The 23,143-nt window shown below is 68.0% G+C and carries 19 protein-coding genes; 5 read left to right on the top strand and 14 right to left on the bottom strand.

The features are described 5' to 3' along the window. The first annotated feature begins 11 nt into the window (after positions 1-11). Positions 12-458: a MarR family winged helix-turn-helix transcriptional regulator gene (locus tag ABIC66_RS09780; RefSeq protein ID WP_354069795.1), complete on the top strand. Its 447-nt coding sequence runs from the start codon at positions 12-14 to the stop codon at positions 456-458. A gap of 6 nt (positions 459-464) precedes the next feature. On the opposite strand, the gene ABIC66_RS09775 is transcribed toward ABIC66_RS09780, so the two are convergent. Next, complete coding sequence (locus ABIC66_RS09775; RefSeq protein ID WP_354069794.1) at positions 465-890, bottom strand: DUF4282 domain-containing protein; 426 nt, start codon at positions 888-890, stop codon at positions 465-467. Between the two features lie 101 nt (positions 891-991). Next, positions 992-1,552: a hypothetical protein gene (locus ABIC66_RS09770; protein ID WP_354069792.1), complete on the bottom strand. Its 561-nt coding sequence runs from the start codon at positions 1,550-1,552 to the stop codon at positions 992-994. Positions 1,553-1,760: 208 nt separating this feature from the next. Here ABIC66_RS09770 and ABIC66_RS09765 point away from each other — a divergent pair, with 208 nt between their 5' ends. After that, positions 1,761-3,701 carry a hybrid sensor histidine kinase/response regulator gene (locus ABIC66_RS09765; RefSeq protein ID WP_354069791.1) on the top strand — a complete coding sequence of 647 codons (1,941 nt, stop codon included), beginning with the start codon at positions 1,761-1,763 and terminating at the stop codon, positions 3,699-3,701. On the opposite strand, the gene ABIC66_RS09760 is transcribed toward ABIC66_RS09765, so the two are convergent. The 11 genes from ABIC66_RS09760 to ABIC66_RS09710 all read right to left on the bottom strand — a co-directional run bounded on the left by ABIC66_RS09760 (position 3,698) and on the right by ABIC66_RS09710 (position 16,732). Then, complete coding sequence (locus ABIC66_RS09760) at positions 3,698-4,027, bottom strand: YciI family protein (RefSeq protein WP_354069789.1); 330 nt, start codon at positions 4,025-4,027, stop codon at positions 3,698-3,700. The two genes, ABIC66_RS09765 and ABIC66_RS09760, sit on opposite strands and share 4 nt — an antisense overlap. A gap of 56 nt (positions 4,028-4,083) precedes the next feature. Next, the gene (gene flhA, locus ABIC66_RS09755; RefSeq protein WP_354069788.1) at positions 4,084-6,189 is read right to left on the bottom strand and encodes a flagellar biosynthesis protein FlhA; all 2,106 of its coding nucleotides are present in this window, start codon (positions 6,187-6,189) and stop codon (positions 4,084-4,086) included. Positions 6,190-6,439: 250 nt separating this feature from the next. Then, entirely contained in the window at positions 6,440-7,813 is a 1,374-nt protein-coding gene (gene flbD, locus ABIC66_RS09750) for a sigma-54-dependent transcriptional regulator FlbD (RefSeq protein ID WP_354069786.1), read from the bottom strand. Positions 7,814-7,842: 29 nt separating this feature from the next. After that, positions 7,843-8,175, bottom strand: a complete 333-nt coding sequence (gene fliN, locus ABIC66_RS09745; protein WP_354069784.1) for a flagellar motor switch protein FliN — start codon at positions 8,173-8,175, stop codon at positions 7,843-7,845. Between the two features lie 28 nt (positions 8,176-8,203). Then, positions 8,204-8,842, bottom strand: coding sequence for a FliH/SctL family protein (locus tag ABIC66_RS09740; RefSeq protein WP_354069782.1), 639 nt, complete (start codon positions 8,840-8,842; stop codon positions 8,204-8,206). Between the two features lie 10 nt (positions 8,843-8,852). Then, on the bottom strand, positions 8,853-9,875 hold the full coding sequence (fliG, locus tag ABIC66_RS09735; RefSeq protein ID WP_354069780.1) for a flagellar motor switch protein FliG: 1,023 nt from the start codon (positions 9,873-9,875) through the stop codon (positions 8,853-8,855). Beyond that, the gene (fliF, locus tag ABIC66_RS09730) at positions 9,875-11,536 is read right to left on the bottom strand and encodes a flagellar basal-body MS-ring/collar protein FliF (RefSeq protein WP_354069778.1); all 1,662 of its coding nucleotides are present in this window, start codon (positions 11,534-11,536) and stop codon (positions 9,875-9,877) included. Before fliF ends, fliG begins: the two co-directional genes overlap by 1 nt. A 270-nt stretch (positions 11,537-11,806) precedes the next feature. Beyond that, entirely contained in the window at positions 11,807-12,088 is a 282-nt protein-coding gene (gene sciP, locus ABIC66_RS09725; protein WP_047410412.1) for a CtrA inhibitor SciP, read from the bottom strand. 168 nt (positions 12,089-12,256) lie between these two features. Further along, positions 12,257-14,035, bottom strand: a complete 1,779-nt coding sequence (gene flgE / locus ABIC66_RS09720; protein ID WP_354069776.1) for a flagellar hook protein FlgE — start codon at positions 14,033-14,035, stop codon at positions 12,257-12,259. Between the two features lie 124 nt (positions 14,036-14,159). Continuing rightward, positions 14,160-14,852 (bottom strand): flagellar hook assembly protein FlgD, encoded by a 693-nt coding sequence (locus tag ABIC66_RS09715; RefSeq protein ID WP_354069774.1) that lies wholly within the window; start codon positions 14,850-14,852, stop codon positions 14,160-14,162. A 14-nt stretch (positions 14,853-14,866) separates the two neighbouring features. Beyond that, positions 14,867-16,732 carry a flagellar hook-length control protein FliK gene (locus ABIC66_RS09710; RefSeq protein ID WP_354069773.1) on the bottom strand — a complete coding sequence of 622 codons (1,866 nt, stop codon included), beginning with the start codon at positions 16,730-16,732 and terminating at the stop codon, positions 14,867-14,869. A 415-nt stretch (positions 16,733-17,147) separates the two neighbouring features. Here ABIC66_RS09710 and flgK point away from each other — a divergent pair, with 415 nt between their 5' ends. The 3 genes from flgK to mnmA all read left to right on the top strand — a co-directional run bounded on the left by flgK (position 17,148) and on the right by mnmA (position 21,485). Further along, positions 17,148-19,259, top strand: a complete 2,112-nt coding sequence (flgK, locus tag ABIC66_RS09705) for a flagellar hook-associated protein FlgK (RefSeq protein WP_354069772.1) — start codon at positions 17,148-17,150, stop codon at positions 19,257-19,259. A 3-nt stretch (positions 19,260-19,262) separates the two neighbouring features. Next, positions 19,263-20,186, top strand: coding sequence for a flagellin (locus ABIC66_RS09700; protein WP_354069771.1), 924 nt, complete (start codon positions 19,263-19,265; stop codon positions 20,184-20,186). Between the two features lie 75 nt (positions 20,187-20,261). Beyond that, the gene (gene mnmA, locus ABIC66_RS09695; RefSeq protein WP_354069769.1) at positions 20,262-21,485 is read left to right on the top strand and encodes a tRNA 2-thiouridine(34) synthase MnmA; all 1,224 of its coding nucleotides are present in this window, start codon (positions 20,262-20,264) and stop codon (positions 21,483-21,485) included. A gap of 11 nt (positions 21,486-21,496) precedes the next feature. Here mnmA and ABIC66_RS09690 read toward each other — a convergent pair whose 3' ends face one another. After that, complete coding sequence (locus tag ABIC66_RS09690) at positions 21,497-23,104, bottom strand: autotransporter domain-containing protein (protein WP_354069768.1); 1,608 nt, start codon at positions 23,102-23,104, stop codon at positions 21,497-21,499. Positions 23,105-23,143: the final 39 nt, after the last annotated feature.

Genomic DNA, 23,143 nt, shown 5'->3' with positions numbered 1-23,143 from the left:
TTGATAGTCCGATGAGCCAGAAACCCGCGTCGTCCGATCGTTCGCCCGAGGCCCTGCGCCTGGACAATCAGCTGTGCTTCGCCCTCTACGGCGCGGCCAACCGGATGACGCGGCTCTATCGGCCGATGCTGGACGCCCTGGGCCTGACCTATCCGCAGTACCTGGCCATGCTGGTGCTGTGGGAGCAGAGCCCGCGCACGGTCGGCGCTCTAGGCGACGCCCTGGACCTCGATTCCAGCACTTTGACCCCGCTGCTCAAGCGCCTTGAAACGGGCGGCCTCGTCGAGCGCCGCCGCGATCTCGAGGACGAGCGGCGGGTCATCGTGGCCCTGACCGACAAGGGCCGCGCGCTGCGCGACCAGGCCGAGACGATTCCCGAAAAGCTGTTCTGCGCCCTCGACATGCCGCTGGAGGCGATGGGGACGCTGCGCGAACGCCTGAAGACGTTGGCGAAATAGGCCCTCTTAGGCCTGCCGAGGCGGCTGGCCCTGCCCCTGCCCTTGGGGCGGCGGCGATTGGCGCGCCCGGTAGACGGCGTGGTCGGCGTCGCTGGTCTGGCGCAGGGCCCGCAGGTCCTCGCTGATCCGGAAGATGGCGACATAGAACTCGCAGAACGCGCGCCACAGCAGCACCAGCGCGCCGGCGACCAGCAGACCCGCGATCAGCACCGGGAAGGCCAGCAGCAGCGAGCCGACGCCGGGCTCCTTCAGCGCCAGGCCCACGGCGGCGCCGACGACCGAGAAGCCGAACAGGGCCACGACCCCGAGGCCAGCCCAATAGATGAAGTGAATCACCGGCCCGGTAACCAGGCGGTCGAACGTCAGCAGATCCCACAGCAGCGAGTTTGACCCACGCCTGGTCTTATTGGCCGGAGGCATACGGAACCCCAAGTCGGCGACAAACGCCCCTCAATGACGGCCATCGCTATCAGTGACGAGCCCGCTCGGCAATGCCGAGCGGGCTCGCGGTCATATCGTCCTGTGCGCGGACCTTATTGTTGCGGCTTGGCGCCGGCGACGGTCGCGTCGATCTGAGCCTTGGTGGCCGTGGTCGAGACGCTGCCGTCCGCGCCCGCGCTGAGGCTGTTGGCCGGCAGGGCGAACTTCACGCCGCCATTGGTGACGATGACGTTGGTCGAGCCGTCGGCGCCGGTGCTGGTGCCGGTGATTTGACCAACGGCGACGCCGCCGGCGTCCTTCACCGACGAACCGACCTTGAAGCTGGCGACATTGGCCGAGCTGGGCGTGGCGGCGCTATCGGCCGTGCTGGCCGAAGGCGGCGTGGCCGGGGTCGCCGGCTGAGCCGAGCTCACACCAGGATCCGCGGGGGTCGCAGGGGTCGCCGGAGTGGCGCCGGGCTTGGTCGTGGATTGGCCGGGAGCGGTCGACATACCGGGCGCCGTCATCGATTGGCCGGGCGACGTCATCGTCTGACCCGGCGCGGTCGCCGCGCTGGGCGAGGCATGGCCGGCCGAATGGGTGCTCTGTGCGAAGGCGGCGCCGGCGAACGTCAGGGACGCGGCGGCGGCGAGCAGGGCAAGCTTGTTGGTCATTTCTGTACTCTCCGTCGAGGGCCCCACCCGGCGGAAACAACGTAGCCTTGCCGCCCGGGTTCCGTCGGCCAGTCGACGCGGCGTTCCACCTGCGCGCGTTTTATGTAGCCGGCGGCGCCGAAATATAGCCTTTACGCTTGTTCCGGAACCTCAAGCGTCACCGCACGTTGACCCTTGCTGTCGTTATTCAGGCGCCGACAACACATTCATGAACGAGCCCGCGCCCCGCCTTCTGACCGATCTGGCTCAGTCCGAGCGCTTCGAGCTGCTGATCGGCGCGGTCAAGGACTACGCGATCTATCTGCTCGACGCCGATGGCAATGTCGCGACCTGGAACACCGGCGCCCAACGCTTCAAAGGCTATTCCGCCGACGAGATCATCGGCCAGCACTTCTCGCGCTTCTACACCGAGGAGGACCGAGCCAGGGGCAAGCCCGCCGAGGCTCTGCGGACCGCGCGCGAACAGGGTCGCTTCGAGGCCGAGGGCTGGCGGGTGCGCAAGGACGGCACGCGCTTTTGGACCCATGTCGTCATCGACCCCGTCGTCGAGAACGGCGCGATCATCGGCTTCGCCAAGATCACCCGCGACATCTCCGAGAAAAAGGCCATCGACGACGCCTTGCGCGAAAGCGAGCGGCGCTTCCGGCTGCTGGTCCAGGGCGTGCGCGACTACGCCATCTACATGCTCGACAGCGAAGGCAACGTCAGCAATTGGAACGCCGGCGCCGAGGCGATCAAGCGCTACACGGCCGAGGAGATCGTCGGGCGGCACTTCTCCATCTTCTATACGCCCGAGGACCAGGCCGCCGGCGCGCCGGCCCGCGCCTTGGCCACGGCGCTGCGCGAAGGCAAGTTCGAGGGCGAGGCCCAGCGGGTCCGCAAGGGCGGCGAGCGCTTCTGGGCCCATGTTCTGATCGATCCGATCCGTGACGACGCCGGCGAACTGATCGGCTTCGCCAAGATCACCCGCGACATCACCGAGCGCCGCTTGGCCCAGGAAGCGATCGACCGCTCGCGCGAGGCCCTGATCCAGGCCCAGAAGATGGAGGCCATCGGCCGGCTGACCGGCGGCGTCGCCCACGACTTCAACAACCTGCTGACCGTCATCCGCGCGTCGGCGGACTATCTGCGTCGCCCCGGCCTGTCCGAGGAAAAGCGCGCGCGCTATGTCGAGGCGATCGCCGAGACCGCCGGCCGCGCGACCGTGCTGACCAGCCAGTTGCTGGCTTTCGCCCGCCGCCAGCCGCTGCAGCCGGAAGTGTTCGACGTGGGCGTGCGCCTGCGGAGCCTGCAGGAGATGATCTCGACCACGATCGGGTCGACGGTCAGCGTCGAGGTCGAGGTCCGCGACGCCGCGCAACTGGTCCTGGCCGATCCCAGCCAGTTCGAGACCGCCGTGCTCAACATGATCATCAACGCGCGGGACGCGATGCCGCGCGGCGGCCAGATCCGCATCACCGCCGGCGCGACCGACGGCGTTCCGGCGGTGCGCGGCCACGCCGCCGCCTCCGGCGACTTCGTGGCGATCGAGATCGTCGACAACGGCTCGGGCATCGAGCCCGACACGCTCGCCCGGATCTTCGAACCGTTCTTCACCACCAAGGCTGTCGACAAGGGCACGGGTCTGGGCCTCAGCCAGGTCTACGGGTTCGCCAAGCAATCCCGCGGCGAGGTGGCCGTGAACAGCACGCCGGGCGTGGGTACGACTTTCACCCTCTATCTGCCCCGCGCCACGGGCAAGGCGGTCCCGACGCCGGCGCCGGCCACCGTGGACTTGGCCGTCGTTCCCAACCGGTCGATCCTGCTGGTCGAGGACAATCAGGGGGTCGGCGGCTTCGCCGCGGGCCTGCTGCGGGAGCTGGGCCAGACGGTGACCTGGGTGGGCGACGCCCAGGCGGCGCTGGACATCCTACGGGCCCGCCAGAAGGATTTCGACCTGGTGTTCACCGACGTCGTCATGCCGGGCATGAGCGGCATCGAACTGGGCAAGGAGATCCGGCGGTCCTGGCCTCGCCTGGAGGTGATCCTGACCAGCGGCTACAGCCATGTCCTGGCCGAGGAAGGCGCCCACGGCTTCCAGCTGCTGAGCAAGCCCTACTCGCTGAACGGTTTGTTGTCCGCGCTGGGGCGGGAAACCGCGCTGGCCTAAGGGGTCGTCAGCGGCCAGACCTCGATGACGCCGCGACAGATGGCGCAGGGGGCCTTGGAGACCTTCTCGATGGCCTCGGCCAGGTCGGCCGCCTCGATGATGGCGAAGCCGGCGATCGGCAGTTGCGAAGACAAGTACGGACCGTCGGTCGTCTCGACGCCCTGGGCTTCGGGGTTGCGGACCTGCACCGGCTTTCCGGCGACGCCGATCAATGCGCCCTGGCGCTGCAATTCGGCGTCCTGGGCGTGGGCGGCCTGGCGCAGCGGCTCGGGCGTACGGTCGTAGCCTTCGCGGTCGCCGTACCCGATCGTGACGAAGTGGGGCATGGGATTACTCCTTCCATCCGATTGCAAAACGCAACCAGTTAGAAGGCGTTCCCGTCCTAGACCATCCCCACCGTCTTCAGACGGGCGCGGGGGTGGATCTCGTTCTGGCTCATCACCACGGTCTGGCCGCGGAAACGCTCGATGATCGAGCGGACATAGGGGCGCACGCCGGGGCTGGTCAGCAGCACGGCGGCCTCGCCGGCCAGGGCGGCGCGCTCGAACGCGTCGCGGACGCCGCGGATGAAGTCCTGCAGGCGCGAGGGCGGCAGGGCCAGCTGCTTGTCGTCGCCGGGGCCGATCAGGGCTTCGGCGAAGGCCTGCTCCCAGTCGGCCGACAGGGTGATGATCGGCAGGGCGCCGTCGTCGCCGCGATTGGCCCAGCACAGTTGGCGGGCCAGGCGGGCGCGAACCTGCTCGACCAGCTGGGTGACCGAGGCGGTATGCGGCGCGGCCTCGCCGATGCCTTCCAGGATCTGCGGCAGGTCGCGGATCGAGACGCGCTCGCGCAGCAGCGACTGCAGCACGCGCTGGACCGTGGTGGCCGTGGCCGTGCCCGGGATCAGGTCGTCGACCAGCTTGCGCTGCGCCTCGGGCAGCTCCTTCAGCAGCTTCTGGACCTCGGCGTAGGACAGCAGGTCGGCCATGTTCTCCTTGAGGATCTCGGTCAGGTGCGTGGTCAGCACCGTGGCCGGATCGACGACCGTGTAGCCGCGGAAGGTGGCTTCCTCGCGCAGGTCGTCGGCGATCCAGGTGGCCGGCAGGCCGAAGGCGGGCTCGCGCACATGTTCGCCCGGCAGCTCGACCTGGCCGCCGCGCGGGTCCATGGCCATCAGGCTGCCCAGGCGCACTTCGCCGGCGCCGGCTTCCATTTCCTTGATGCGGATGGCGTAACCCTGGTTGGCCAGGCGCATGTTGTCGAGGATCCGCACCGGCGGCATGACGAAGCCGAACTCGCCGGCCAGGGTCTTGCGCAGGGCGCGGATCTGGTCGGTCAGCTTGCGGCCGTCCAGGTCGTTGATCAGGGTCAGCAGGCCATAGCCCAGCTCGATCTTGACGTCGTCGATGGCCAGAGAGGCGCTGATCGGCTCTTCCTCGGCCTCGGCCGGGGCGGCGGCGGATTCGAGCAGGGACGGATCGATCGGCTTGGGTTTCTTGGCATCCTGGATGCGCTTGTAGGCCAGGGCTCCGGCGCCCAGCGACAGGGCCGCGAACGGGATGATCGGCATGCCCGGGATCAGGGCGATGATGCCGGACGAGGCCGAGACCATGCCCAGGCCGGCCGGGTTCATGGCCAGCTGGGTGACCAGGGCCTTGTCGGCCGAGCCTTCGACGCCGGCCTTCGAGACGACCATGCCGGCCGCGATCGAGATGATCAGGGCCGGGATCTGGCTGACCAGGCCGTCGCCGATGGTCATGATCGTATACGAGGACGCGGCGTCGCCGATCGGGATCTTGTGCTGCACGACACCGATGATGATGCCGCCGACGATGTTGATGCCGGTGATGATCAGGCCGGCGATCGCGTCGCCCTTCACGAACTTGCTGGCGCCGTCCATGGCGCCGAAGAACGTGCTTTCCTGCTCCAGTTCCTTGCGGCGGAGCTTGGCCATCTCCTGGTCGATCAGACCCGTCGACAGATCGGCGTCGATGGCCATCTGCTTGCCGGGCATGGCGTCCAGGGTGAAGCGGGCGGCGACTTCGGCGATCCGGCCCGAACCCTTGGTGACGACCATGAAGTTCACCACCACCAGGATGATGAAGATGATCACCCCGATGACGAAGTTGCCCTGCATCATCAGGTGACCGAAGGCCTCGATGACCGCCCCGGCCCCGCCGGAGCCTTCCTGGCCGTGGCCGAGGATCAGGCGGGTCGAGGCGACGTTCAGGCCCAGGCGATACAGGGTCGCGACCAGCAGGACGGTCGGGAACGAGGTGAATTCCAGCGGTCGCTTGATCAGGATCGCCGTCATCAGGATCAGCACGGATCCGGTCAGCGAGATCGCCAGCAGCAGGTCCAGCAGGACCGGCGGGACGGGCAGGATCAGCAGGACGATGATGCCCACGACGCCCAGGGCCAGGCCCATCTCGCCGCGCAGGAACCCGTCCAGCATCGACTTGGCGCTGGGCATGGATCGGGCGGTCGGGGCGGCGGCGTCAGCCATGCGGAACCTTGAACCGTTGAGGGATAGTCAGGACCAGCGCTTGAAGCGATTTGCGGCCCGCCGCCATCTCCTTAACCAAAATTAGCCATGTTCGGCGCCGGACGGATGGTCGCGGCGCCGCGACATGTTGGCCCAAGGGCCAGAAACTGCCTTTTCCTGTCATCCCGGACGGCCGAAGGCCGATCCGGGACCGCGGCAAGCGCGGAGCCCATGGCGGTCCCGGCTTTCGCCGGGAGGACAGGAGAAATCATCAGGCGGCGGCGCCGATCCCGCCCTGCGGCGGCGGCACCGGAACGCCGGCGTCCGAATATTCCTTCAGCTTGTTGCGCAGCGTGCGGATCGAGATGCCCAGGATGTTGGCGGCGTGCGTGCGGTTGCCCAAGCAGTGCTCCAGGGTGTCGATGATCAGCTGCTGCTCGACCTCGGCGACGGTCGAGCCGACGAAGGTGCGCGAGACGGCGTCGGCGGCCATCTGGGCGCCGCGGGCGACCGCGACGTCCGGGGCCGGCGCGGCCGCCAGCTGCTGGCCGTCCGGCAGGCGGATGGCGAATTCCTCGATCTCCGGACCGGTCGACAGCAGCACCGCGCGGTGCATGGCGTTTTCCAGTTCGCGGACGTTGCCCGGCCAGCGGTGGGCGAGCAGGCGGCGCTTGGCCTCGGCCGAGATCGGCTTTTCCGGCACGCCATTGGCGGCCGAGTACTTCTTGACGAAGAACTCGCACAGGCTGAGCACGTCGCCCGGACGCTCGCGCAGCGGCGGCAGGCGCAGGTTCACGACGTTCAGGCGGTAGAGCAGGTCTTCGCGGAAGTGGCCGTCCTTCACGGACTGGGCCAGATCGCGGTTGCTGGTGGCCAGGATGCGGATGTTGACCTTGACCGGCTTGGAGCCGCCGACGCGGTCGATTTCGCGCTCCTGGATGGCGCGCAGCAGCTTGGCCTGCAGGCGGACGTCCATTTCGCTGATTTCGTCCAGCAGCAGGGTGCCGCCGTCGGCCTCTTCGAACTTGCCGATCCGGCGGGCCATGGCGCCGGTGAAGGCGCCCTTCTCGTGGCCGAACAGCTCGCTTTCCAGCAGGTTCTCGGGGATGGCGGCGCAGTTGACCGAGATGAACGGCGCCTTGGCCCGGCGCGACTTGCCGTGGACGTAGCGCGCCATGACCTCCTTACCCGAACCGCTTTCGCCGGTGATCAGGATCGAGGCTTCGGACGGGGCGACCTGGTCGGCCAGCTTGATCACCGACTCCATGGCCGGGTCGCGGACGACCATCGGCTTTTCGTCGTCGGTCACGGCGGCCAGGACGGCGGCGATCAGCTCGGCGTCCGGCGGCAGCGGAATGAATTCCTTGGCGCCAGCCTTGATGGCCGCGGCGGCCCGGATCGGGTCGGCGTCGACGCCGCAGGCCACCACCGGCACCCGCATCCGCTCGGCCTCGTTGGCCGCGATCAGGCCGGCGATGTCGAGCGCGTAGTCGACCATCAAGAGGTCGGCGCCCTGCCCCGCTCGCAGCGCGTTGGTCGCCTGCTCCGCCGTTTCGACGTGCGAGACCTTGGCGCCCGCGTTCATCGCCATCTTCACGGCGACCGAGAGCTGTCCGTTCAATTTTCCGACGACAAGAAGCCGCATGTTCTACACTCCTTCAGACCAAGGGCGCCTTAGCCCTGGTCGCCGTCCTTGATGATTTCCGTCATGGTCACGCCCAGGCGTTCGTCGACGACGACGACCTCGCCCCGGGCGACCAGGCGGTTGTTGACATAGATGTCGATGGCCTCGCCGACCTTGCGGTCCAGCTCCAGGATCGAGCCCTGCGACAGCTGCAGCAACTGCGCCACCGACATGTGGGCGCGCCCCAGCACCGCCGAGATGTTGACCGGCACGTCGAAGACCGGCGCCAGGTCGGAGGCGGTCTTGTCACCGATCTCGACCTGAGCCTCGGAGGCCAGCATGGCGCCTCCGAATTCGTCGAGCGGGAGATTGTCTTCGGCCATCTTAGTCAGCCTTCGCTAGGTAATCGGACTAGTTGAACAGGGGTTCGGCGTGGAGGCCTTCGGCGGCGATGGCCGCTTCCAGCGCTTCGGCGACGCGCTGGGCGGCGCCTTCCGGGTCGAAGGCCGCGCGGCCCTCGCCCCAGTCGAAAGTGAAGGCCGCGGGGGCCATGGCGCCGTCGGCGCGGGCGACGATCTGGCCTTGGAAGCCGATCTGAGCCGCCACGTGCTCCAGCGCCTGCTGGGTGCGCTCCTCCAGCTCCGGAGACACCCGGACGAAGATGCGCGGTTGAGCTTCGACCTCGCGGGCCAGGGCCTCGAGGGCCGCCGTTACCGGCGCCTCGGGGAAGTGGGTCAGGGCGGCGTCGGCGATCTTGCGGCCGCAGGCCAGGGCCAGCATGGCCGAGCCTTCGCGGTGCTCGTGCGCGACGTGGGTCAGGGTCTCGAAGGCCTGCTGCACGGCGTGGGCGACCTCGCCCAGGGCCTGGGCGGCCTCCTGCTCGGCGCGGGCCACGGCCGAGCGCTCGCCCTCCTGATAGGCCTGGGCCTTGGCCGCCTCGACCTCCTCGATGGTGAAGCTCTTCTTCACCTTCGGCGGGGTGTAGGCGACGCCGCCGCGGTCGTCGAAGACCGTATCGAAGCCAAATCTGCGATGCGGGGTGTCGTTCATGCCATCCGCCTCAGTAGATCAACTCATCGTCGCCGCCGGAGCCGGCCAGCATGATCTCGCCCTTGGCGGCGAGATCCTTGGCGACCTGCACCATGCCCACCTGGGCGGCGTCGACGTCCTTCAGGCGCACGGGGCCCATGCTCTCCATGTCCTCGCGCATGATCTTGGCCGCGCGCTCGGACATGTTCGAGAAGAACAGGTCGCGCAGCTTGTCCGAGGCGCCCTTCAGGGCCAGGGCCAGCGATTCCTTGCTGGTGGCGCGCAGCAGGGTCTGGATGCCGCCCGGGTCCAGCTTGGCCAGGTCCTCGAACACGAACATCAGGGCCCGGATGCGCTCGGCGGCCTCGCGGTTGCGCTCTTCCAGGGCCGCGATGAAACGGGCCTCGGTCTGACGGTCGAAGTTGTTGAAGATCTCGGCCATCATCTCGTGGCTGTCGCGCTTGGAGGTGCGCGCCAGGTTCGACATGAATTCGGTGCGCAGGGTCATCTCGATCTTGTCGAGGATCTCGCGCTGCACCGGCTCCATCCGCAGCATGCGGGTGACGCATTCCAGGGCGAAGTCTTCCGGCAGGCAGGCCAGCACGCGGGCGGCGTGGTCGCTCTTGACCTTCGACAGCACCACCGCGACGGTCTGCGGGTATTCGTTCTTCAGATAGTTGGCGAGCACGGCCTCGTTCACGTTGCCGAGCTTGTCCCACATGGTTCGACCCGCCGGACCGCGGATCTCTTCCATCAGGGCGTCGACCTTCTCCTGCGGCATGAACGACGCCAGCAGGCGCTGGGTCTGCTCGTAGGAGCCCATGATCGCGCCCGTCGAGCTCATGCCCGAGACGAACTCGACCAGCAGCTCTTCCACGACGGAGGCGGAAACCGTGCCGAGGCCGGCCATGGCCTGGGAGACTTCCTTGATCTCCTCGTCGTCCAGGGCTTCCCAGATTTTCGTGTGTTCTTCGCCAAGCGCGAGCAGAACGATCGCGGCCTTTTCGGGCCCCGAAAGGTTCTTGATGTCGTTGACGGCGACTTTCATGGCCATCAGTTCGACTCGTGCAGCCAGTTACGGAGGATCGCGACCGACTCGTCGGGATGCTTCTCGACGAACTCGGACACCCGCTTAATCGACGAGGCCTTAACCTGACCCTCGATCTTGGCGATGTCGATGCGCGAGTCGATGTCGCTGGTGGCGGTGGGACCGGCGATGGCGATCGGCTCGCCGCTCTGGTCGACCACGACCTGCTGCTGGGTGCCGTCCGACAGGGTGACCAGGCGGGTCACCGGCTGGCCGGGACCGGCCAGGGCCATCTGCGACGGCGCGGGCGCCGACAGGTTCTTGATGAACGGGCGGACCGCGAACAGCATGACCAGCAGCGCCACCACGCCCAGCACGCCCAGTTCGGCGAAGCGCATGATGTCGTTCTTGTCGAAGCCCGACAGCAGGCCCTGCTTTTCCAGGCCCTGATCCTCGGGCTGCGGGAACTTGATGTTGGTGACCTTGACCTGGTCGCCGCGGGCGGCGTCGAAGCCGACGGCGGTCTTCACCAGTTCCTCGATCTGCGCGATCTCCTGGGCGGTGCGCGGGGTGTAGGCGCCCGGCTTGCCGTCCTTGCCCGGAGGGGCGGTGATCCCGTCGATGGCCACGGCCACGGCGACCTTCTTGATCGTGCCAGGCTCCTGGACCGTGGTCTTCACGGACTTGGAGATCTCGTAGTTGGTGACGCTCTCGTTGGCGTTGGAGCGCGAGCCCAGCTGCTGGAAACCGTTGGCGCCCTGGCCGCCGGGCACGTTGGCCGCCGCGGTGACGCCCGAGGTGTCGTCGTTCTTGGTTTCGCTGTTGCCCTGCTCGTTCGTGCTTTCCGAACGGATCACCTGGCCATCGGGATCGAAGCGCTCTTCCTGGGTGGTGACGCGGTTCAGGTCGAGATCGGCGGTGACGTTGACGCGCGCCTTGCCCGGGCCCAGGACGCCTTCGATCATGTCCTTGACGGTCTTGGCGATGCGGGCCTCGGCCTCGGTGCGGCGATCCTGGGCTTCCTTGCCGGCCAGGCTCTCGTCGCTGGGGGCCGACAGGGTCTTGCCGTGCTGGTCGATGACCGCGACCTTCTCGGCCTTCATGTTCGGGACCGACGAGGACACCAGGTTCTGGATGGCGCGGACCATGTCGGTGCCCGGCTCGCGGGCCCCGACGCCGATGGTGACGGCGGCCGACGGTTGCTCGGCGTCTTCCTCGAACAGCTGGCGCTTGGGCAGCACCAGGTGGACACGGACGCTGTTGACGCCCTGCATGGCCTTGATCGTGCGTTCCAGTTCGCCCTGCAGGGCGCGCTGACGGTTCAGCTGCTGGACGAAGTCGGTCTGGCCCAGCGCGCTGCTGCCGTCGAAAATTTCGTAGCCGATCGAGCCGGAGCTCACCAGGCCCTTGCCGGCGACCATCAGACGGGCGCTGGCGACCTTGTCGCGCGCCACCATGATCGTCGAGCCGTCGCCCTTGGTCTCGTACTTGATGCCGGCCTGGTCGAGGGCCTGGGTGACTTCCGAGGCTTCCTTCAGGTCCAGGTTCGAATAGAGCAGCTCATTGGGCTCCTTGCCCATGAACATCACCAGCGCCACGAGCACGGCCACCACACCGGCGCCGACGCCCAGCATCGCGGCCAGCCGCCCGACGCCAAAACGCTGAATTGAACCCAGAAAGCTTTCCACGAAGCCTCACCCCTGATCCCACCACCCCCCGAGGAGGGACCGGCGAACGAACGAGAACCGTCCGTCGGTAGGCAGGATTTACCCAGTTCAAGGTAAACGAGGCGTTTATATTTGGCCGTCGAAGGGGCTTAGGTGGGCGCCAAAACGTCGCGGCCGCCCCCTTCCGGGAGCGGCCGCCGAACGTCTTCAAACCCTTGTGGCGCAAGGCCCGCGGGGTTTTCAGGGGCGCGAGGGGGCGGTCAGATTATCGCACCCCCGAAACGCCAACCTTTAACGGTACTGCTGGATCCGCGTCGTACGCAGACCCGCCAGGCCGTGCCGGTCGATCGATTGCTGCCAGGCGAGGAATTCCTCGTTGGTCAGCTTATAACGATCGCACGCCTCGTCGAGCGAGAGCAGACCCCCGCGGACGGCGGCGACGACCTCGGCCTTACGACGGATCACCCAACGCTGGGTTTCCGGCGGCGGCAAGTCGGAGAGAGTCAGAGGCGCACCGGTCGGACCGATAACGTACTTCTCACCCCGGCTGTTCGTGCGCTGCTGCTGCAACATGGCTTTACGCCTTTCCCACAACCATCACTGTTGAGACCCACTATAGGCGCCGCCTAATAACAGCGGCTTAATTCCAATAGTAAAGAAAGGCCTAAACAGAGCGGCTCCTAAGCAGTCCGTAGTGTCTCAGTGTGAAACACAAGAATTAAAGAGCGTTAATCCCTATGATCAGCGCTTAATATTCAGAAGTTCTTCAAGCATCTGATCGGCCGTCGTGATGATCTTGGACGAAGCCGAGTAAGCACGCTGGGTCGTGATCAGGCCCGTGAACTCCGTCGACAAGTCGACAGTCGAAGCTTCCAAGGTCGAGGGCGCCAGCGCGCCGGCGCCGCCCTGGCCCGGAGCCTTGAGGCTGTAGGTGCCGCTCTCGTTGGTGACGCGATAGGCGTTGCCGTTGACGCCCTTCAGCCCGTTCGGGTTCGAGAAGGTGGCCACGGCGACCTGGGCGATCCGGCGGGTGACGCCGTTGTCGAAGATGGCCGAGACGTAGCCGTCGTCATCCACCTCGATGTTGGTCAGGTTGCCGAACGCCGTACCGTTGGTGTTCACCGACTGCACGACCGACTGGCTGTTGTACTGGGTCAGACCGCCGGCGGCGTTGGCCAGGTCGATCTGGACGTCCTGTGTGTCGATGCCCAAGGCGTCGGCCCAGATCGGCGGCTGCGGCAGCTGCGGCGCCGGCGGAGCGGGCTGGACGACCGGCGGGGTGCCCGAGGCCTGGATGGTGATCGAGGTCGGGTTGGTCGTGCCGAACAGGGTGCCGGTGCTCTGCAGCTTGCCGTCGGTGGTGAAGGTGACGATGCCGCTGCTGATCAGGCCGTTGCCGTTGGTGGCCAGGTCGCCCGGCTTGGCGCGCAGTTCGGCGTACCATTGGTTCGGGCCGGGGCCCTTCAGCATCGACAGGGTGACCGTACGCTGGCCGCCCTTGGAGTCCGACAGCGGGATCTGGATTTCGAAGTCCGGCTTGACGCCCTTGGTGTTGTCCTGGGCGTAGTCGGACATCGACCAGGAGGCCGGGTCGTACAGCTTGCCGGTCTTGGCGTCGGCGTCGTCGGTGGCGCCGCCGATGATGCCCAGGGCCGAGAGGTTGACCGTGGTGCCGGCGCCGTCGATGTCGACCGTGCTCAAGCTGTTGCTAGGCGTCACGCCCTTGGGCGTCAGGGTCGAGCTGGCGATGGCCCCGGCCGGCGTGTAGCCGACGATCCCGCTGGCGACGATGACGCCGTTTTCCTTGATGTCGACCTGGTACTCGTTGTTGCCCGAGGCGGCCGGGTTGGCCAGGCCGGTCGAGCTGTAGACCACGTCGTAGTTGTGGTTCACCGACGGCGTGGCGCTGTCGGGCACGTTGGTCTTCGACGGCGAGCCGGCGGTGCCGACCTTGTACGAGACGGCCGCGGCCACCGGCTGCTCCGAGCGCAGGTTGGCGTTGACGCCGACGCGGGTGGTCTTCTCGGCGGTGCCGCCGACGCTGCCGACATTGATCGACGACAGCTGCGTCAGATCCGACGGGTCGGGCGTGATCATGCCGCTGACCGGATCGGCCAGCCAGCCTTGCAGATAGAGGCCCGCGTCGTTGCGCAGGTAGCCCAGGTTATCCAGCTGGAACGAGCCGGCGCGGGTGAACGAACGGGTGTCGGTCGCCGTCAGGTTTTCCGGCTTCTCGGTGGTGACAAAGAAGCCCGAGCCCGAGATCGACAGGTCGAGGTTCGAGGTCGTCGATTGGGTCAGGCCCTGCTGGCTGACATACTGGTGCGTCTGGGCCTTCACGCCGCCGGCGCTGTAGGCCTGGTTCTTCGAGCCCGAGGTCACCAGGGTCGAGAAGTTGGCGCTGGAGCGCTTGTAACCGACCGTGTTGACGTTGGCGATGTTGTCCGAGATCGCGGCCAGGGCCGACGAGTTGGCGATCAGACCGGAGACGCCGGCGAGCATGGCGCTGTTGATGCTCATAACGATAATCCTGCGTTGAAGGGGTTCGAGGGTTCAGCGCGGTTTGCGTTTGGGCCTGAGGGAAACCGTTTCCGGGAGGCCGCGTCGGCGTCGTTCTGACGCCCGTTCATTCGGGTATTCGGTGTTAGGCCGCCGCGGCGGGGACGTTCTTGACCCCCACCACGTTGTCGATCGAGATGGATTGGCCGTCGATCAGGACCATGGTCTGGCCCGAAGCGTTGTCGACGCCGGTCACGACGCCTTCGACGCGACCCTTGATGTCCGTGACCTTCAGCTCCTTGCCGTCGCCGCCCTTGGCGGTGACCGCGATGGTGTAGACGCCGCCGTCGGGCAGCTGAGCGCCGCTGTCGTCCTTGCCGTCCCAGGTGATCTGGTGATTGCCGCTCTTCTGGTCTTCGGGCGTCAGCGTGCGGACGACCTTGCCGGCGGCGTTCTTCACTTCCACGGTCAGCGAGGTCGAAGCGCCCGGCTGGGACCACGAGAACGTCGCCTGCTTGTCCTTCAGCGTCGAGTTGGCGGCGGTGGCCGTCACCTGCTTGCCGATCATCGACACGCCTTCCGACAGGCCCGTGCCGGTGTTCATGCCGACCAGGGCGGCCAGCAGGTCGTTGGTCACCAGTTGCTGCTCCACGCCCGTCATGGACGTGATCTGCTGGGTCATCTGGGTCGTGTCGGTGGGCGACAGCGGGTCCTGGTTCTTCAGCTGGGTGGTCAGCAACTTCAGGAACGTCTCCTTGTTGTTGGAGAGCGACGTGCGCGAGTTGTTGATCTTGTCCAGGATCGACGAGGTGTTCTGCGACGAGACGGCGGTGGCCATGGCTCGGTCCTTCCTTAGATCCGGATGTCCAGACCGCTGTCCGCGACCGTCTTCAGGCCGGGCAACAGTTCGGGGGTGATGGCGATGTCTTCCTCGCCGGTCAGGGCGGACTGGAACGCGCGGCCCGAGAAGGCGCGCTGGTTCTGGTCGCCGAAGTCCTGGAAGGCGAGGAAGGGATTTTGGCTCTGGCCGTTGTTCTGGCTGGAGACGTCGAACGACAGCCCGTTGTCGGCCACCGTGAAGCCGGCGTCGGCCAGGGCCTGGCGCAGTTCGCCGGCCTTGCCGCGCAGCTCCTGGGCGGCGTGGACTGTGTCGAACTTCATCGACGCGGTCATGGCGCCGTCGCGGCCGATCTCGATGCGCACGTCGACCTTGCCCAGATTGTCCGGGGTCAGGGTGACGTCGAAGCGGGTGGCCTTGGCGTCGACGCGCTTGGCGATCTCGGCCGACAGGGCCGCGACGGTCTCGGGCGCGCCGCGCACGGGAGCCGGCGCGGCGGCCGAGGCGCTCGAGGCCTGGGCCTGGGCGACCGGGGCCGGCGCGGCCAGGGCGTTGGTGTCGATCGTGGCGCCGGCGGCGGCCGGAGCGTCGACCGGGGCGATCACCGTGGCGGTCTTGTCGGAACCCTTCGCGTCCGCGCTCGCCTCGCCGCCGCTCTTGTCGGCTGCGCCGGCGGCGACGGCGGTCACGGCCTGGGCGGTCTCGACCGCGACGGCGTCGGCGGCCTTGACCTGAGCGGCTAGGGGCGAGGCGGCCGGTTTCGGGGCCTCGGCGGTCTTGGTCTGGGAAGCGACTTCCGGCGCGGCGGCCTCGACGGCCTCGGCGACGGCGTCGGTCGCGACGGCCTCGGCCGGCGCGGCCTCGGCGACGACCTGAGCCTCGATGGGGGCGGCGATCGGCGTGGCGAGCGGAGCCGGGGTCGGCGCGACGGGCTGCGCGATCACGACCTTCGGCGCGTCGGCCGGCTTGGCGGCGTCGGCGGTGTTGGTCTCGGCGGCCGTGGTCTCGGCGGACTGGGCGGTCGGGGCCCGCGGCGCGGTCAGGTCGTCGGCGGCGAGCGGGGTCGTATCGGCGGCGCCCAGCTGGGCCAGGGCCTCCAGGGCGGCGGCGTCCACGGCCTGGCCTTCCGGCGTGGCGACGGCGGGCTGAACGGCCGGAACGGCGTCCTGGGCCGGCGCGGCGACCGGCGCGGCCTGGTCGGCCGGAACGGCTGGAGCGGTCTGGGCGGCGACCGGAGCGACCTGGGCGGCCTCCACGGCGGCGGCGAAGTCGGCGACCTGGTCGGCCGCGACGGCCGTGGCGTCGACCGCGGGTTGGGCGTCGGCGACGGCTTCGGTCTGGACCGATGCTTGCACGGGGACCGTCATGGCCGCGATCAGGGTGGCGGCGGCCTGGGCGGCGGCGTCGGCCGCGTCGACCTGGCCGGCGTCCTTGTCGGCGATCTTGTCCGAAGTCTTAGCCACGGCCTTGTCGTCGCCCTTGTCGGCGGCGGCGTCGCTCTTGGCGTCCTTGGCGGCGTCGGCCCGATCCGAAGCGCGATCCGCGGCCTTGTCGGCGGCGGCGGCGGCCTTGGCGGCCTGAGCCGCGTCGGCGCGGTCGTCCGCCTTGGCGTCGGCCTGGGCGTCGGCGCGATCAGCGGCCTTGGCGTCGGTCTTGTCGTCGGCCTTGGCCGACTTGTCGGCGGCCTTGACGTCACGATCGGCGTCGCGGTCGTCGTTCTTATTGTCCGGGCGCGAGGGCTGGACGCGGGGCGCGGGCTTGTCGTCGGTCTTGCCGGCGATGGCCAGCAGAGCGTCGAAGCCGTCGTTGGACGACTTGGCGCCCACGGCCGGGGCCGGCGCGGCGGGCAGAGCGGCGGTGGGGGCGGCGATCGCGGTCATTCGCAGTCGTTGCTCGGTTAAGGCGGCGGTCCATGACGAACACGCCTCTAGTCGGTCTTCCTCTGAGCAACGGTCGGGCCAACTCGCCAAACAGCAATCAAGTATATGATTTTATTGATCTTAATGGCTTGTTTACGAACGAAAACACTCCCCGTGCGGCGCTTTTTGCCGAGTCCGATCGGTCGTGAAGGACGGGAACTGCCGCGTCGCCGCGTCGCAAGGGCGCGCCTGGCCCAGTTGGCGCCATCCTTGCGCATGGTCACTTGTCGAATATCCGACCACCGGAACTTTTCGCCATGAAATTCAGTAGCTTGGCAAATATCGGGAACGCCATTCCCTCCGTGACCCGGCAAGTTTGGCCGGGCAATGACGCATCGTGCGTTGCGCGGTTTGCCGAGCTCGAAGGAGTCTTCGCATGTCGCTGAATGCGATCATGAACACGGCGACGTCCGGCATGATGGCCGCGCAGACGGGTCTGCGCGTCACGTCGGACAACATCGCCAACGTCAACACCACCGGCTACGTCCGCAAGACGATCAGCCAGTCGAACCTGCTGTCCAACGGCATGGGCGTCGGCGTCAGCATCGACGCCATCAAGCGCGCGACCGATCGCTTCCTGCAGTCGGCCAGCCTGAATGCCGGCTCGGACAACGGCCGCACCTCGGCCATTTCCCAAGCCCTGAACAGCGCCCAGCAGCTGTTCGGCGATCCCAGCGGCGAGACCAGCTTCTTCGCGACCCTCGACGACATCTTCACGGCCTTCTCGTCGGCCCAGGACGATCCGTCGTCTTCCCTGCTGCGCACCCAGGCGCTCACGCGGGTGGACGACTTCCTGAGCGAGTCCAGCCGGATCACCTCGTCCCTGTCGAAGCTGGGCAAGGACGCCGACACCCGCATCTCGGCCGATGTCGACCGGGTCAACGACCTGCTGAGCCAGATCGACGGCCTGAACACCGACATCACCCGCGCCAAGGTGGCCGGGGCCGACGCCACGGGCGCCGAGAACGTCCAGAGCGGCCTGGTCGACGAACTGTCCAAGTTGATGAACGTCCAGGTCAATCCACGCACCATGGGCGGCGTGGTCGTCCGCTCGACGGAAGGCCTGAATCTGGCCGGCGACGGCGCGGCCAAGGTCACCTACCAGACCTCGGCCACGGCCACCGGCTATCTGACCGTGCAGCTGGCCAACGGCTCGGTGCAGCCGACGCCCCTGAACATCTCGAGCGGCGAGATCCGGGGCCTGATGGAGGTCCGCAACACCGAACTGGTCGCCCTGTCCGACCAGTTGGGCGAGTTCACCTCGCGCGCGGCCGAAGAGATCAATCGCGCCGCCAACGCCGCCTCGTCGGTGCCCGCCGCCACCACCTTGAACGGCCGCAACACCGGTCTCGACGCCCAGGCGGCGATGACCGGCTTCACCGGCAAGACGACGATCGCCCTGACCGACAGCAGCGGCGTCATCCAGCGTCGGATCGACATCGACTTCGACGCCGGCACGATGAGCGTCAACGGCGGCGGCGGCCCAGCCTTCACCCCCGCGGACTTCATGACCCAGCTGAACACCGCCATGGGCGGCCAGGGCACGGTCGGCTTCTCGGGCGGCGCGCTCAGCCTCAGCGGCGTCGGCGGCCTGGGCGTGGCCATCGCCGACGACCCGACGACGCCGTCGAGCAAGACCGGCAAGGGTTTCAGCCAGTATTTCGGCCTCAACGACATCATCCGCACCAACGGCTATTCGCCGTACGAGACGGGCTTGACCGCGGGGGATCCGAACGGCTTCACCTCGGGCACGATGACCATCCGCCTGACCGACGTCGAAGGCGGCCGGATCCGCGACATCAGCGTCGACCCGCCAGTCGGCGGCACCATGCAGGACATGCTGGATGCCCTGAACTCGCGCGCCTCGGGCACGGGCCTCTACGGCGTCTTCTCGCTGAACGGCAAGGGCCAGATCAGCTTCACCTCGAACACCACCACCCCGGTCAGCATGTCGGTCGTGGCCGACACCACCGAGCGCGGCGTCGGCGGCCCTTCGGCCAGCCAGCTGTTCGGCATCGGCCCGGCCGAGCGCAGCACCCGGGGCGAGAAGTTCTTCGTCAATCCGGCGATGGACCAGAACCCCAAACTGCTGCCCTTCGCCCAGCTGGACCTGACCCAGACGGTCGGCGGCAGTCCCGCCCTGGCGATCGGCGACGGCCGCGGGGCCCTGGCCCTGGCCAAGGCCGGCGAGAGCACCACCAACTTCTCGGCGGCCGGCGACGCGTCGGCCGTGACCATGACCGTCTCGCGCTACGCCTCGGACTTCAGCGGCTCCATCGGCCGCAAGGCGGCCACCGCCGAGAGCCGCAAGGACGCCGCCGACGCGGTGTCCAGCGAAGTGAACAGTCAGCGCCAGTCGGAAGAGGGCGTGAACCTCGACGAAGAGCTGATCAACCTGACCACCTACCAACAAGCCTTCAACGCCTCGGCCCGCCTGATCCAAGCGACCAAGGACATGTTCGAAGTGCTCACCGGAATCCTGGGGTAAGCCATGACCCGCGTCTCCACCGTCCAGAACTACAACATCATGACGTCCAACCTCATGAAGGCGCAGATCCGCCAGAATGACGTGGGCGGCCAGGTGTCCAGCCAGAAGGTCGCCACCGACCTGAAGGGCTACGCCAAGAACGCCGAGGTGTTGACCGCCATGCGCGGGACCCAGACCCGGATCAACGGCCTGCTCGACCAGACCAAGCTGGTGACCAACCGCCTCGAGATGCAGAACACCGGCATCGGCCGTGTCGCCGACGCCACCAAAAGCGCCCGTGAGAGCATCGCCAACGCCTTGGCCGCCGGCAGCGCGGCGACCTTGATGCAGCAGCTGCAGGCCAGTTTCGGCGACGTCGTCCAGGGGATGAACACCAAGTCGAACGGGCTCTACGTGTTCTCCGGCGCCCAGACCGACACGGCCACGACCTCGGCCACGACCATGGCCGACCTGACCGCCGCGCCCTCGACGGCGTCGCTGTTCCACAACGACCAGTACATCACGACCAACCGCGTCGACGAGCAGACCAGCGCCAAGACCGGGGTGCTGGGCGACGCGCTGGGGACCAACGTCTTCGACGCCTTCAAGCAGGTGCAGGCCTATGTCGACGCCAACGGCCCGTTCACCGGCAACCTGACCGACACACAGGTCACCTTCCTCAAGGGTCTGCTGCCGACCTTCGACAGCGCCTATACCGGCGTCATCGACCTGCAAGGCAAGAACGGCGTGACCCAAAAGCGCTTCGAGAGCGCTCAGTCGGACCTGTCCAACCAGGCCGACACCCTGACGACCATGGTCGGCGGCATCACCGACGTCGACATGGCCGACGCCGTGACCCGTCTGGAGTCGGCCAAGCTGGCCGTCCAGGCCTCGGCCCAGGTGTTCTCCAGCCTGCAGGCCTCGTCGCTGCTGAACGTGCTGAAGTAGGGGAAGCGGGTCAGCGTCACCACGCCGCCCCTGCGGACCTCGCAAAACCCGCCCCCAGCCGCTATATGGCGGCGGATGAACGCCGACCTGCTGTCCCCTGCCCCGACCCAAGACGCCGACGCCCTGATCGCGCGCGCCGTCGAGCAGGCGCGCGCGGCCGTCGGTCTGCCGGAGGGGACGCGGATCGTCGCGGCCATGTCCGGCGGCGTCGACTCCACCGTCACCGCCGCCCTGCTGACCCGCGCCGGCTACGACGTGGTCGGCGTGACCCTGCAGCTCTACGACCACGGCGCGGCGATCTCGCGCAAGGGCGCCTGCTGCGCCGGCCAGGACATCCTGGACGCCCGCATGGCCGCCGAGCGGATCGGCATTCCGCACTATGTGCTGGACTATGAAAGCCGCTTCCGCGAGCAGGTCATCGAGGACTTCGCCGACGCCTATCTGCGCGGCGAGACGCCGATCCCGTGCGTGCGCTGCAACCAGACGGTCAAGTTCCGCGACCTGCTGGACGTGGCCCGCGACCTCGGCGCCGAGGCCATGGCGACCGGACACTATGTGCAGCGCGCCATGCCGACGGACGGCGGCAACCGCCCCCAGCTGCGCCGCGCGGCCGATCCGGCCAAGGATCAGAGCTATTTCCTGTTCGCCACCACGCGCGACCAGCTGGACTTCCTGCGCTTCCCGCTGGGCGGCATGGACAAGCCGACCGTGCGCGCCGTCGCCGCGGGACTGGGCCTGGCCATCGCCGACAAGCCCGACAGCCAGGACATCTGCTTCGTGCCCGAGGGCAAGTACACCACGGTGATCGACCGCATCCGCCCGCAAGGGGCCGAGGCGGGCGACGTCGTGCATCTGGACGGCCGCGTGCTGGGCCGCCATGAGGGCGTCACCCGCTACACGATCGGCCAGCGCCGGGGCCTGAACATCGCCGTCGGCGACCCGCTGTTCGTCGTCAAGATCGACGCCGACAAGCGCCAAGTGATCGTCGGCCCGCGCGAGGCCCTGCTGACCGCGTCCCTGACCCTGAAAGAAGGCAGCTGGCTGGGCGGCCAGGACAGCCTGGAGGCCGCCGCCGAGGAGGCCCAGCGCGTACTGGCCCGCGTCCGCTCCACGCGCGAGCCCGTCCCCGGCCGCCTGGCCTTGAAGGATGGCCAGATCGCGGTCGTGTTCGACGGCGCCGAGGAAGGCGTCGCGCCGGGCCAGGCCTGCGTGCTCTACGATCCGGCTGATCCCGAGCGCGTGCTGGGCGGCGGCTTCATCGCCGCCACGACGCGCCAGATGGACCTGACGGCCGCCTAAAGGCCCCGCCGCTAGAAGCCGATCCGGGCTCCAAGCCTCAGGGTCCCGCCGTTACGACCACCGCCGAAGTCGCCGCTGGCCTCCAGGAACGTGATCATCGCGCCGGCCGCCCGGAAACTCATGCCCGCCGTGATCTGGCCGAAGGTCCGGCCGCCGTCGTCGGACAGGTGCTGCTTCTGGTCGCCGCTGACCAGGGTCAGGCCGCTCTTGACCGTGAAGTCGTGAACGACGAACGCGGCGCCGTACGAGGTCAGCGCCCCGCCCAGTAGTTCGCCTTGCATCGACCCTCGCAGCCCGACCTTGGCCACGAAGCCGGTGGCGTTGTCGAAATCGAGACGCTGCGCATAGGCCTTCATGTCGTCCAGGCGCGTGCTGACATAGTTGATGCTGAGCAGTTTCTCGTACGCCATGCCGTCGCCCTCGGACCGGCTCCCGGCCTCGATCTGGGCGCCGTAGGACGTCCCGTCGAAATCGGCGGCCACGGCGTCGGCCTCACCCAGCACCTTGATCGACTGCCGGTCGACCTTGGCCAGGGCGTTGAGGAAGTAGCTGCCACGAGCCAGGGCGACGTACCCGCCGACATTGACCGCGCTCAGCTTCACGTCCTGCGCGACGCCGTCGAACCGCAGCCGCGCCGCCGCATAGCCGCCCGTCACGCCGATCAGGATGCGCTCGTCGTCCATTTCGGCGTTGATCAGGTCCGCGCCCATCTGGCCGCCGTAGCTGGTCTGCTGATAGTCGGTCCGCACGACGCGACCTGACGCGGCGACCTTGTCATTGCGGTCTTGCCATCCGCCATGGGCCTGGCCCCACACCCCCGCGCCGACGGCGTCGGCTCCGGCGTCGCGGAGGTTGGCCACGTGCGCGCTCCAGGCGTCGGCCGACTGGCGCCAGACGTTGGCGGCGCCTTCCGAGATTTTCAGCGCGTCATAGGCCCGTCGCCCCGCCACGCCGTTCAGGCGGTAGGTCGCCGCCTGCGCGTCGAAGGCCAGGCCGTAGTGGATGAACCCGATCTCGTCGTTCTCGATGCTGAAGGCGTCAGCCGTCGACCCGGCGGCGGCCTGGATCAGGACGGGGCCCTTGTCGCCCGTCAGGACGGCGGTCTGGGCCGACAGGCCGCCGAGGACGACAGCGGTCTTGCCATTGGCGACGTCCCCGACGATCAGACGGTCGACGCCGTCCGGGCCGACATCGAGGCCCAGGCGCGCCTTTCCCGTCCCGTTGTAGTCGCCGGAAAGGGTCAGGACGTCGCCGCCACGGCCGTTGCGAAGATCGATCAGGCCTTTGTTCTTGAGCGCGTCGAGCGACAGGATCGACACATGGACGGGGGCGGTCGCCTTCGCGCCGATCGTGATGACGCTGTCGTTGGTCAGCGCGTCGGAGCCGTCGCCGAAGTCGACGTCCTCCGTCAGGTCCACCGTCTTGTTGTTGGTGACGTCGTCATTGCCGTCCGTGAGAACGGTGTCGCCGAACGCCCGACTGGGCTTCGGAGGCTCGGCGGCCTGGGCCTCCTGGGACGCCAGCAGGGTGGCGGGGGCGAGGATGGCGAGGATCGCGCCGGACAGCAGGACGCGACCCGTGGCCGGCGCGCGCGCGCCGGTCCGGTGAAACAGACTCAACACTTACTTGAACTCCGTAAGCGATCGCGCCCCCGCGAT

Source organism: Caulobacter sp. 1776, from assembly GCF_040545685.1.
Lineage (GTDB): Bacteria > Pseudomonadota > Alphaproteobacteria > Caulobacterales > Caulobacteraceae > Caulobacter.
The sequence above is the reverse complement of the archived record's forward strand: the minus strand, read 5'-3'. Positions and strand labels throughout refer to the sequence as shown.

Excerpts from the sequence above, each read along its gene's own strand:
- ABIC66_RS09765 (WP_354069791.1), top strand. The coding sequence starts at position 1,761 with ATGAACGAGCCCGCGCCCCGCCTTCTGACCGATCTGGCTCAGTCCGAG.
- ABIC66_RS09700 (WP_354069771.1), top strand. The coding sequence starts at position 19,263 with ATGACCCGCGTCTCCACCGTCCAGAACTACAACATCATGACGTCCAAC.
- ABIC66_RS09740 (WP_354069782.1), bottom strand. The coding sequence starts at position 8,842 with ATGAACGACACCCCGCATCGCAGATTTGGCTTCGATACGGTCTTCGAC.
- ABIC66_RS09780 (WP_354069795.1), top strand. The coding sequence starts at position 12 with ATGAGCCAGAAACCCGCGTCGTCCGATCGTTCGCCCGAGGCCCTGCGC.
- flhA (WP_354069788.1), bottom strand. The coding sequence starts at position 6,189 with ATGGCTGACGCCGCCGCCCCGACCGCCCGATCCATGCCCAGCGCCAAG.
- flgK (WP_354069772.1), top strand. The coding sequence starts at position 17,148 with ATGTCGCTGAATGCGATCATGAACACGGCGACGTCCGGCATGATGGCC.
- flbD (WP_354069786.1), bottom strand. The coding sequence starts at position 7,813 with ATGCGGCTTCTTGTCGTCGGAAAATTGAACGGACAGCTCTCGGTCGCC.
- flgE (WP_354069776.1), bottom strand. The coding sequence starts at position 14,035 with ATGAGCATCAACAGCGCCATGCTCGCCGGCGTCTCCGGTCTGATCGCC.
- fliG (WP_354069780.1), bottom strand. The coding sequence starts at position 9,875 with ATGGCCATGAAAGTCGCCGTCAACGACATCAAGAACCTTTCGGGGCCC.
- ABIC66_RS09715 (WP_354069774.1), bottom strand. The coding sequence starts at position 14,852 with ATGGCCACCGCCGTCTCGTCGCAGAACACCTCGTCGATCCTGGACAAG.
- ABIC66_RS09760 (WP_354069789.1), bottom strand. The coding sequence starts at position 4,027 with ATGCCCCACTTCGTCACGATCGGGTACGGCGACCGCGAAGGCTACGAC.
- mnmA (WP_354069769.1), top strand. The coding sequence starts at position 20,262 with ATGAACGCCGACCTGCTGTCCCCTGCCCCGACCCAAGACGCCGACGCC.
- ABIC66_RS09710 (WP_354069773.1), bottom strand. The coding sequence starts at position 16,732 with ATGACCGCGATCGCCGCCCCCACCGCCGCTCTGCCCGCCGCGCCGGCC.
- sciP (WP_047410412.1), bottom strand. The coding sequence starts at position 12,088 with ATGTTGCAGCAGCAGCGCACGAACAGCCGGGGTGAGAAGTACGTTATC.
- ABIC66_RS09770 (WP_354069792.1), bottom strand. The coding sequence starts at position 1,552 with ATGACCAACAAGCTTGCCCTGCTCGCCGCCGCCGCGTCCCTGACGTTC.
- fliN (WP_354069784.1), bottom strand. The coding sequence starts at position 8,175 with ATGGCCGAAGACAATCTCCCGCTCGACGAATTCGGAGGCGCCATGCTG.